Source organism: Streptomyces sp. NBC_00873 (genome assembly GCF_045207415.1).
Classification (GTDB): domain Bacteria; phylum Actinomycetota; class Actinomycetes; order Streptomycetales; family Streptomycetaceae; genus Streptomyces.
This window is the reverse complement of record NZ_CP108803.1, coordinates 1,806,732-1,818,321: the sequence shown is the minus strand read 5'-3', so window position 1 is coordinate 1,818,321 and position 11,590 is coordinate 1,806,732. Positions and strand designations below refer to the sequence as shown.

3 protein-coding genes and 2 pseudogenes are annotated in these 11,590 nt (G+C 66.5%); 4 read left to right on the top strand and 1 reads right to left on the bottom strand.

Annotation, left to right across the window (positions count from 1 at the left end):
* The first annotated feature begins 54 nt into the window (after nucleotides 1-54).
* From OH809_RS08295 to OH809_RS08285, 3 genes and pseudogenes are all read left to right on the top strand, one after another.
* On the top strand, nucleotides 55-318 hold the full coding sequence (locus tag OH809_RS08295; RefSeq protein WP_406423025.1) for a hypothetical protein: 264 nt from the start codon (nucleotides 55-57) through the stop codon (nucleotides 316-318).
* Nucleotides 319-358: 40 nt separating this feature from the next.
* Nucleotides 359-802, top strand: a pseudogene (locus OH809_RS08290) (transposase); the annotation flags it as partial.
* Nucleotides 803-822: 20 nt separating this feature from the next.
* Nucleotides 823-1,197, top strand: a pseudogene (locus OH809_RS08285) (transposase); the annotation flags it as partial.
* Nucleotides 1,198-1,221: 24 nt separating this feature from the next.
* On the opposite strand, the gene OH809_RS08280 reads toward OH809_RS08285, so the two are convergent.
* The gene (locus OH809_RS08280) at nucleotides 1,222-1,686 is read right to left on the bottom strand and encodes a hypothetical protein (protein ID WP_406423026.1); all 465 of its coding nucleotides are present in this window, start codon (nucleotides 1,684-1,686) and stop codon (nucleotides 1,222-1,224) included.
* 409 nt (nucleotides 1,687-2,095) lie between these two features.
* Between OH809_RS08280 and OH809_RS08275 the strand changes: the two genes are divergently transcribed.
* Nucleotides 2,096-11,539, top strand: coding sequence for an SDR family NAD(P)-dependent oxidoreductase (locus tag OH809_RS08275; RefSeq protein ID WP_406514972.1), 9,444 nt, complete (start codon nucleotides 2,096-2,098; stop codon nucleotides 11,537-11,539).
* Nucleotides 11,540-11,590 lie beyond the last annotated feature (51 nt).

The following is an 11,590-nucleotide window of genomic DNA, read 5'->3' as shown; positions in this document are numbered from 1 at the left end:
GACGCACCAGGGCCTGCACGATGTGCTCGAAGATCACCCGGTCCGCCACCCGGCGTGCAGCGTCTCGACGCCAGGAACGCCATCGGCAGTGTGAAGTTCCGGGTCACCGGCTCCGTCACCATAGGTGCCGGAGGCGAAGCGCGGACGCGGTACCAGGTGGACCTCTTCAGGAACTGGAACTTCGACCGGGGGAAAACCGCGCCTGTCCCGTTCCTGACGGGCAAGGAGATCGACCTCGGGCAGTTCGTCGACCTGCATGAACATGGATGGGCACAGGAATATGACATGGTCGGAACCAGTACCATGCGCCACTTCTAGCTGCGGGGGAGGACATGAGTAGTCGCAGAGGGCGAGCTATGCCGCCCGCCAGGACTGGGACAAGATCGCCCGCGTCCTCAAGCCGGTCTACACCGCGGCGACCGAGGAGGCGGCACTCGAGCGGTTCGCCGAGTTCGCCGACGCCTGGGGCCGGAAGTATCCGGCGACCGTGCGACTCTGGGAGAACGCGTGGGAGAAGTTCACCCCGTTCCTCCGCTTCGATACCGAGATCCGCCGCATCGTTTGCACCACCAACGCGATCGAGTCCGTCAACGCCAGGATTCGCCGGGCGGTCAAGGCCCGCGGCCACTTCCCCAACGAGCACACCGCGTTGAAATGCGTCTACATGGCGATCATGTCCTTGGACCCCACCGGCAAGGGCCAGGCCCGCTGGACCATGCGCTGGAAGACCGCGCTGAACGCCTTCGATATCACCTTCGACGGCCGGCTTTCCGCAGCACGTCAGGTAACTCCAACAACCTGAGTTACACGTTCGTTTGACAGACCCTCACCGCCGCGCGCCTCTCCGAAATCGCCGTGGGAATACAACTCCAGGACCAAGCCAAGAAAACGTACCCGGCCATCTCCAAAAGCTCGGTCGACACCGGCTTCACGAAGGCCGTCGTCGAGCACGGCGCGAGCCTGGGTATCGACGTCGAGGTTCTCAACAGAAACCCTGAAATCCGTGGCTTCCATGTCGTCAAAAAGCGCTGGGTCGTGGAACGGAGTATCGGATGGATCATGATGCATCGCCGCCTCGCCCGCGACTACGAGACCCTGCCCGCCAGCTCCGAGGCCGTGCTCCACATCGCCTCGATCGACAACCCCGCCAAGCGCATAACGGACGAGACCACCCCCACCTGGCGAGGAACCTACTAGGAAATAAACGGCAATTTGCCTACATCAAACGCCCTCTGAGGACTCGCTTGTGCGGCGAATCGATGCGAGCAGTCGCCTCATGCCGACCACATGACCGCCTGACCCGATGACGAGCCGCCGGTAGAGGCCCCCTGCCAGTCCGGGGAAGGCGGCTCGACTTTCGGCGCGTAGGCGCGTTCGGCCCGGGCCGTTGGGTTCGAGCCGGAAGATCAGTGCGTAGGAGGAAAAGCGATGACGCCCCTGGAGAGTCAGCTCCTTTCCTGGTAAAGCGACGAGAACGCGGAAGCCGGGGAACGCCGACCCCTCGGCGAGCGGGCGTGGCCCGGACGGCCCGGGGTCGACCACTCCGATCAGTCTCACGTAGGCGGCCATGGCAGCCCGTGAAAAAGACCGTTCCAGCTCCTTGCACAGACCGCGCCAGACGTCGTCGGCCTCCGCGGCGATGTCCGTCGTGTGCTCGTCCAGGTACGGCAACGAATTGATCTGCATCAGAGCCTCCGTCGATTCCGGCTAGTTGGAACGTTCGTTCGCGATGTATGCTCACAATGTGAGACGCTGATCCGCCTTCGACGTCTCGTATCGTGAGACGTTCTGTCGTCCTTGGGTGCCGACGACTGCGCGGCCCCCTCTGGCACCGTAGTGCGTCTCGGTCGTGTAACGCGCCTGCGCATCGGGATACCTGTGGCCGTCGAGCCGGAGAAGCTACTTGCAGGTATCTCGATTACTCACCAGCAACTTGGAGTGTGGCGTACGACACAGTGCGGTAGGAGAGAGGGCGCGACTGCTAGCGTGCGCTCGGCATGAACTTGTGTCCCAATTCACGTGAGGTAATTCACGGGTTTAATGCTGTGGTGCAACGGGGGGAGATTTTCTCGTGTCAGACTTATGTTCTCAGCGCGTGGCAATCGTTGGAATTGCGGCTCGATTGCCGGATTCGTCGAGTCCGAATGAGCTCTGGAGTCGGCTGCGCGACGGTTTCGACGCTATCCGTGTACGTGACGCCGATCGTCCTTTAGGTCCGAATTGCGGCGGATTTGTCGACGGTATCGACGAGTTCGATCCGGACTTTTTTAACATAACGCCGCGCGAAGCGGCGAATATCGACCCTCAGCAGCGGCTGGCGCTGGAGCTGGCGTGGCAGGGGTTGGAAGATGCCGGAATCGTCGTCACACCGGACACTTCGCCACGAATGGCCGTCTTCATGGGCGTCATGGCTGCCGACTATGCGGACCTCCTCGCGTTATCGGGAGCGAACGGAATTACCCGGCACACCCTGACGGGTGTGGGGCGCGCGATAGTCGCCAACCGGATCTCCTACAGCCTGGGCCTGTCGGGCCCCAGCATGACCGTCGACACGGGTCAGTCTTCGTCACTCGTCTCCGTTCACCTCGCTTGCGAAAGCCTGCGCAGGGGTGAGAGCGAGATCGCCCTCGCGGGCGGCGTCCACCTCAATGTGTCGCCCATCAGCAGCAGCGTCGTCGAGGCAGCGGGTGCCCTGTCCCCGGACGGCAAGTGCTATGTCTTCGACGAGCGGGCCAACGGATACGTCCGAGGTGAGGGCGGTGGCCTCGTTGTTCTCAAGCCGCTGACGCGGGCGATCGAGGACGGCGATCGCATCTATGCGGTCATCGAGGGCAGTGCCGTCGGAACCGGATCCGGCGATGGCGGACTGACGGTCCCGAGTGCCGACACACAGATACGCACGATCACGGAAGCCCTGGAGAACGCTCAAGTCGAAGCGTCCCAGGTGCAGTACGTCGAACTGCACGGGACGGGTACCCGCGTCGGCGATCCGATCGAGGCGCGGGCCCTGGGATCCGTGTTCAGCTCTTCGCATCCGTCCGCGGCACCGCTGGCGGTCGGTTCGGTCAAGACGAACATCGGCCACCTGGAAGGCGCCGCCGGCATCGCCGGTCTGATCAAGACCGCGCTGTGCATCAACCGACGCGAATTCGTCCCGAGCCTGAACTTTGTGCGGCCCAATCCGCAGATCGCCTTGGACGAGTTGGGCCTTCGTGTGGTGACGGAGAACGAACCGTGGCCTGCCGAAGGGCAGCCCATCACGGCAGGGGTGACATCGCTGGGGATCGGCGGTAGCTGCTGTCACGTGGTGCTCACGGCCAACTCCTCGGTCTCCGCTGTCTCCTCCGTGGCTGTGGAGCAGTCCGAGCTGCGGGTTGGTCCGCGTGGGGCGGATGTTGTGACGGCGCCTGTGGTGCCGGTGGTGGTGTCGGGTAAGAGTGCGGGGGCGTTGGTTGCTCAGGTGGAGCGGTTGAGGTTGCATGTGCTGGCGCGTCCTGAGTTGGGTGTGCTGGATGTGGCGTTCTCGGCGGTGAAGTCGCGGGCGCAGTTCGACCGGCGGGCGGCCGTTGTGGCGTCCGACCGGGATGGTCTTCTGGCCGGGCTTGCATCACTTGTGGAGGAGCGGCCGGGCACTGGCCTGGTTTCCGGCAGGACGGGTTTCCTGTTTTCGGGTCAGGGTGCGCAGCGTGCGGGGATGGGTGCGGGTCTCGCGGCCGTGTATCCGGTGTTCGCTGAGGCTCTGGACGAGGTGTGTGCCCGGTTTGATTCGGTTCTGCCCAGGTCGTTGAAGGAGTTGCTGTTCGCGGAGGAAGGTTCTGCGGAGGCGGCGCTTTTGGATCGGACGGAGTTCACGCAGGCCGCTCTGTTTGCGGTTGAGGTGGCGTTGTTCCGTCTGCTGGAGGCGCTGGGTGTCCGGGCGGATGTGCTGATCGGGCATTCGGTGGGTGAGTTGGCGTGTGCGCATGTGGCGGGTGTGTTGTCGCTGGAGGACGCGTGCGCGCTGGTGGCTGCGCGGGGCCGGCTGATGGGTGCACTGCCTGAGGGTGGTGGCATGGTCGCCGTCGAGGCGACCGAGGATGAGGTCGGGGAAACGCTGACTGGTTTCGAGGGCCGTCTGTCGGTTGCTGCGGTCAATGGTCCGATGGCTGTGGTGGTCTCCGGTGAGCTGGAGGCGATCGAGGAGTGGCTGCCGCAGTGGCAGGAGCAGGGGCGTAGGGCGACACGTCTGCGGGTCAGTCATGCGTTCCACTCGCCGCTGATGGAGCCGATGCTTGATGAGTTCCGCATGATCGCGGAGGGGTTGACGTTCCATCAGCCGTCGATGGCGGTGGTGTCGAACCTGACCGGCGCTTTGGTGTCGTCCGAGCTTGCGGATCCGTCGTACTGGGTGAGTCATGTGCGTGAAGCAGTCCGCTTCGCGGACGGCGTGCGCACGCTTGCCGCGGAGGGTGTCACCCGGTTCGTGGAGCTGGGCCCGGATGCGGTCCTGACCGCGCTGACCCGCCAGACCCTGGACTCTCTCGACGATGAGGGTGCGGTGTTCGTGCCGGTGCTGCGGGCGCGTGTTCCGGAGGCAGAGGCGTTCGCCGGCTTCCTGGGCCAGGCCCATGCCGCCGGCATCCCGATCGACTGGGACACCTTCTACGCAGGCACCGGAGCCCGACGCGTCGAACTGCCGACCTACGCCTTCCAGCGCGAGCGGTACTGGCTCGCGCCGGGCGAGGGCTCCGGGGACCCGGAAGTCGTCGAATGGACGCTGCCGGCGAAATCAGAGCGTGCGGAGCCTTCACCCGAGAGCAGTGCGCTGGTGCAGACGTTGGCCGCTGTTGCCGATGCTGACCGCGAGCAGGCCGTACTGGATGTGGTTCTGTCGCAGGTGGCTGCGGTACTCGGGCATTCCTCCGCGACATCGGTGGACCCTCTCCGCGCCTTCAAGGACCTCGGATTCGACTCCCTCGCGGGCGTTGAACTGCGTAACCGGCTCATGGAGGCCACCGGCCTGGGCTTGCCCAGCACGCTGGTCTTCGACCATCCGACATCCACCGCGGTCGCCCGACTGCTCCTATCCGAGATCGACGGGCATGACCGGGCCCCGATTCACGTCCCGAGGTCGCGCCACGCCCAGATGGACGAGCCGCTGGCGATTGTGGGTATGGCATGCCGGTATCCGGGCGGTGTGACGTCGCCACCGGAACTGTGGCAGCTGGTTGCCGAAGGGCGTGACGCGGTCGGTGGTCTGCCGACGGACCGTGGCTGGGATCTGGAGCGGCTCTACGACCCCGATCCCGAGCAGGCCGGCACCATATACATGCAAGGCGGCAGCTTTCTCGATGGCGTCGGCGAGTTCGATGCGGGCTTCTTCGGGATCAGTCCGCGTGAGGCACTGGCGATGGATCCGCAGCAACGGTTGCTGTTGGAGGCGTCCTGGGAGGCGTTGGAGGACGCCGGGATCGATCCGGCCGCGCTGCGTGGCAGTGACACAGGTGTCTTCGCCGGCGTCATGCCCATGGACTACAGCTTGACGATGCCGCCGGAGCTGGAGGGTTTCCGGCTGACGGGCACGACGTCCAGCGTGGTGTCGGGCCGGGTCGCCTACAGCTTTGGGTTCGAGGGGCCGGCTGTCACGGTGGATACGGCGTGTTCGTCGTCGTTGGTGGCGATGCATCTGGCGTCGCAGGCGTTGCGTTCGGGTGAGTGCTCGATGGCGCTTGTCGGTGGTGTGACGGTGATGTCGGGGCCGTTCTTGTTGCAGGAGTTCAGTCGTCAGCGGGGTCTGGCGGCTGATGGGCGGTGCAAGTCGTATGCAGCGGGTGCGGATGGCACTGGTTTCTCCGACGGTGTGGGTCTGGTCGTTCTGGAGCGGTTGTCGGATGCGCAGCGCAATGGCCGCCGGATTCTGGGTGTTCTGCGGGGCAGTGCGGTCAACCAGGATGGTGCGAGTAATGGTCTGACGGCGCCGAATGGTCCGTCGCAGGAGCGTGTCATCCGTCAGGCCCTCGCCAGTGCGGGGTTGTCGCCGGCGGATGTGGATGCGGTCGAGGGTCATGGCACGGGTACGCGGTTGGGTGACCCGATCGAGGCGCAGGCGTTGCTGGCGACTTATGGGCAGGACCGGGTGAACGGTCCGCTGCGGTTGGGTTCGATCAAGTCGAATATCGGTCACACGTCGGCTGCTGCTGGTGTGGCGGGTGTGATCAAGATGGTCAAGGCGATGCAGCACGGTGTGCTGCCGCAGACCTTGAATGTGGATGAGCCGTCGCCGCACATCGACTGGACCGCAGGTGAGGTCGAGCTGCTGACCGAGGCAGCCGAGTGGCCTGGCTCGGCAGGACGGCCGCGTCGTGCGGGTGTGTCGTCCTTCGGCGTGAGCGGAACGAACGCTCACGTGATCCTGGAGGAGGCACCGGCAGGGAAGGCTGCTGCCGGTACTGAGGGTGACACTCCCTCAGCAGCACCTGTTGTGCCGGTGCCGGTGCCGGTGCCGGTGCCGGTGGTGGTGTCGGGTAAGAGTGCGGGGGCGTTGGTTGCTCAGGTGGAGCGGTTGAGGTCGCATGTGCTGGCGCGTCCTGAGTTGGGTGTGCTGGATGTGGCGTTCTCGGCGGTGAAGTCGCGGGCGCAGTTCGACCGGCGGGCGGCCGTTGTGGCGTCCGACCGGGATGGTCTTCTGGCCGGGCTTGCATCACTTGTGGAGGAGCGGCCGGGCACTGGCCTGGTTTCCGGCAGGACGGGTTTCCTGTTTTCGGGTCAGGGTGCGCAGCGTGCGGGGATGGGTGCGGGTCTCGCGGCCGTGTATCCGGTGTTCGCTGAGGCTCTGGACGAGGTGTGTGCCCGGTTTGATTCGGTTCTGCCCAGGTCGTTGAAGGAGTTGCTGTTCGCGGAGGAAGGTTCTGCGGAGGCGGCGCTTTTGGATCGGACGGAGTTCACGCAGGCCGCCTTGTTTGCGGTTGAGGTGGCGTTGTTCCGTCTGCTGGAGGCGCTGGGTGTTCGGGCGGATGTGCTGATCGGGCATTCGGTGGGTGAGTTGGCGTGTGCGCATGTGGCGGGTGTGTTGTCGCTGGAGGACGCGTGCGCGCTGGTGGCTGCGCGGGGCCGGCTGATGGGTGCACTGCCTGAGGGTGGTGGCATGGTCGCCGTCGAGGCGACCGAGGATGAGGTCCGGGAAACGCTGACTGGTTTCGAGGGCCGTCTGTCGGTTGCTGCGGTCAATGGTCCGATGGCTGTGGTGGTCTCTGGTGAGCTGGAGGCGATCGAGGAGTGGCTGCCGCAGTGGCAGTGGCAGGAGCAGGGGCGTAGGGCGACACGTCTGCGGGTCAGTCATGCGTTCCACTCGCCGCTGATGGAGCCGATGCTTGATGAGTTCCGCATGATCGCGGAGGGGTTGACGTTCCATCAGCCGTCGATGGCGGTGGTGTCGAACCTGACTGGCGCTTTGGTGTCGTCCGAGCTTGCGGATCCGTCGTACTGGGTGAGTCATGTGCGTGAAGCAGTCCGCTTCGCGGACGGCGTGCGCACGCTTGCCGCGGAGGGTGTCACCCGGTTTGTGGAGCTGGGCCCGGATGCGGTCCTGACCGCGCTGACCCGCCAGACCCTGGTCTCTCTCGACGATGAGGGTGCGGTGTTCGTGCCGGTGCTGCGGGCGCGTGTTCCGGAGGCAGAGGCGTTCGCCGGCTTCCTGGGCCAGGCCCATGCCGCGGGCATCCCGATCGACTGGGACACCTTCTACGCAGGGACGGGTGCGCGGCAGGTAGAGCTGCCGACCTACGCGTTCCAGCGCGAGCGGTACTGGCTCACACAGGGTGCAGGTTCGGGCTCCGGGGACCCGGCCGCGGCCGGCCTCGGGCGCATCGATCACCCGATTCTCAGTGCTGCGGTTTCGGTCGGTGACCGGGACGAGTGGGTCTTCACCGGACGCCTCTCCCACGACACCGCGCCGTGGGTTCGGGACCATGTGGTGCTCGGTTCGGTGATCGTTCCCGGAACTGCGCTGGTCGAGTTGGCCGGTGCCGCGGGTCGGGAGGCGGGCAGTCCGGTGGTCGAGGAGCTGGTCCTCGAGGCGCCCCTGATGCTGGATGACAGTGTGGCGGTTCGGGTGCAGGTGACCGTCGGTGCGGCCGATGACGAGGGCCGCCGGGAGGTGGCCGTCTTCTCCAGCCCCGAGGTGAGCGACGACGCGGGGCAGCAGGCGGTATGTCACGCCCGGGGCATGCTCGCCACGGCGGAGGAACTCGCCACCCCATGGTCGGCGCAGTGGCCACCGGCCGGTGCGCAGCCCCTCGACACCGACGTGCTGTACGCCCGGCTCGCCGACCTCGGCTACGCATACGGGCCGGCCTTCCAAGGCGTACGGGCAGCCTGGCGCGACGCGGACAGCGTCTACACGGAGCTCGCCCTCTCCGACGAGCAGGTCGAAGCCGGAGGCGCGTTCGGTATTCACCCGGCTCTGCTCGACGCTGCTCTGCACGGCGGTCTCGAAGGCCTGGCCACGGGCGACGAGTCGGTCACGCAGCTGCCGTTCTCCTGGTCCGGCGTTCGGTTGGCGCAGACCGGCCGCTCCCGGGTACGGGTGCGTGTCACCCCGGTGGACGAGACCGGACTACGGATCGACCTTGCCGATGAGCGCGGTGTGGCGGCCGGCGGTGTGGAACGGCTGGTGTTCCGGCCGGCCGAGCGTGCCAAGCTCAACGGAGGACGGTCGACGACGCACAACGCGCTGTTCCAGGTCGACTGGACCGTCCTCGGCGCCACCGATCAGGCCTCCGAGGGCCGCGTGGTGGTGCTCGGAGACCTGCCGATACCGATACCGGTGCCGCGTTTCGCGGACCTCGACGCGCTGGAAGATGCCGTCGCCGCCGGTGAGTCGGCCCCGGAAACGGTTCTCGTCCAGATCCTGAACGTGGATGACGGCGACGCCGCCCAGGCGGCCCGTTCCGTGGCCTGCCACACCCTGGACCTGGTCCAGCGGTGGCTGGCGAGCGCGTGGCTGGACGACTCACGGCTGGTCATCGTCACGCGCCGTGGCATCGCGGTGGGCGACGACCTCCCGGATCTGACGCTGGCACCGGTGTGGGGGCTGGTGCGGTGCGCCCAGTCGGAGCACCCGGGAAGGTTCGTCCTCGTCGACCTCGACGAGACCGGAGGCGAGGCCGAGTGGGACTCTCTCCTCGCCGTGTCCGAGCCGGAGTTGGCTGTACGCGCAGGTCGCGTACTCGTGCCCCGTCTGGCACGTACCCGGCCGACCGCGGCGACCCCCGATGGCGCGTGGCGCTTGTCGATCGAACGCAAGGGCTCGCTGGACGGTCTTGAGATCGTCCGCTCCGGAGCCGACCGGCCGCTCGCCGTCAACGAGGTGCGGGTCGGGGTACGGGCTGCGGGTCTGAACTTCCGGGACGTGCTGATCGCGCTGGGCACGTATCCCGGCGAGGCCCCACTCGGCAGCGAGGCGGCCGGTGTGGTCCTCGAAGTCGGTGCCGAGGTGACCGACCTGGTGCCGGGTGCTCGAGTGATGGGCCTGGTGCCCGATGGTTTCGGCCCGGTGGCGATCGCCGATCGCCGGATGGTTGTGCCGATGCCGGAAGGCTGGTCGTTCACCGAGGCAGCGTCGGTTCCGTTGGTCTTTCTCACTGCGTACTACGGTCTCGTGGACCTCGCCGGTCTGCAGCGCGGTGAGCGGTTGCTGGTGCACGCAGCCGCCGGTGGTGTGGGCACGGCCGCAGTGCAGCTGGCCCGCCACTTCGGAGCGGAAGTTCTGGCGACGGCCAGCCGGAGCAAGCAGGACGCGGTACGTGCCGCCGGCATCCCTGCTGAACTGATCGCGTCATCACGAGACTTGTCCTTCCGGAAGAAGTTCCTCCAGGCCACGGAGGGTGCCGGTGTCGACGTGGTGCTGAACGCGCTGGCCGGTGAGTTCATCGATGCGTCGCTGGATCTGCTGCCGCGCGGTGGCCGGTTCATCGAGATGGGCAAGGCAGACCTCCGCGATGCGGGTCGCATCGCCCGTGATCGCCCGGGCGTCTCGTACCAGGCGTACGACCTGTTCGAGGCGGGGCCGGAGCGAATTCAGGAGATGCTGTCCGAGGTCGTCGCGCTCTTCGAGAAGGGTGTGCTCGAACACGCGCCGATCCGTACCTGGGACGTGCGCCGGGGCGCGGAGGCGTTCCGGTTCCTGCGCGAGGGCCGCAATGTCGGCAAGGTCGTGCTGACGGTTCCGGCGCCGTTGGACCCGGACGGCACCGTACTGATCACCGGCGGTACGGGCGGTCTGGGCGCGGTCTTCGCTGAACACCTTGTCCGCAAGTACGGCGCCAGGCATCTGCTGCTGGTCAGCCGACGAGGCCCCGATGCCGACGGTGCGGCCGAACTGCGCGCGGAAATCGAGGCTTTGGGCGCGCAGGTGGAGGTGGCGGCATGCGATGTCGCCGACCGCCACCAGCTCGGGCAGTTGATCGGTGCGCTGGACCGGCCTCTGACGGCGGTGATCCACACCGCCGGTGTGCTGGATGACGGCGTGATCGAGTCGCTGACGCCGGCACAGTTCGAGCGGGTGATGCGTCCGAAGCTGGACGCGGCCCTGCACCTGCACGAACTGACCGTGAACATGGAGCTGTCGGCCTTCGCCCTGTTCTCCTCGGTCGCCGCTCTGATCGGCAGCCCGGGTCAGGCCAACTACGCGGCCGCCAATTCCGGACTCGACGCGTTGGCCGCGCGGCGACGGGCTGCAGGGTTGCCGGGAACCTCCCTGGTCTGGGGCCTGTGGGCCGAAGCCCGCAGCATGGCTGGGACGCTCGACGAAGGCAGCGCGGCGCGCTGGGCCCGGATGGGAATCGAGCCACTGCCCAACGAACTGGGCGTCGAATTGTTTGACAGCGCGCAACTGCTGGACACGGCCATGACGGTCTCGGCTCGGCTGAACTCCGCTGCCCTGCAAGAGCAGTTGCGGGTGGGAGCGCTGCCGGAACTGTTCCGCGGCCTCGTCCGCGAACCCGCCCGGCGCACCGATTCGACCGGTGGCTCATTGGCAGAGCAGCTTGTGAAGGTGCCCGAGGGCGATCGGGTGCGGGTGATCCAGGAATTGGTACAGACGCACGTAGCGGCGGTACTCGGCCACGCGTCGGCGGCCACGATCGACGCGGATCACTCGTTCAAGGAACTCGGGCTGGACTCGTTGGCCGCGGTCGAATTGCGCAACCGGCTCACGAAGACCACCGGCCTGCGACTGCCCACCACGCTGGTCTTCGACCACCCGACCCCGGTCGCTGTTGCCGAACTCCTCCACGACCGGGCCGGGGGGCTGCAGGAGAACAGCCCCTCTCTGCTGGACGAGACGCTGAGGCAGATGGAATTGCTGCTTGCGTCCGGGGAAGAGGACGAGCTGATCGCGTTGGAGCTGCGCCTGCGCTCCCTCGGCAACCGTGTGCGGACCGTCCTCAGCGGAATGGGTGGTGGCCGCGACGACACGCTCGCGGAGGAGGTCGACGACCTCGACGAAGTGTCGGACGACGAGATTTTCGAGATGATCGACAAAGAGATCGGAATGGCATGAAGCAGGCCACGGGGGACGACGCGCAGGGCATCTCGACGTCTGACGAGCAGA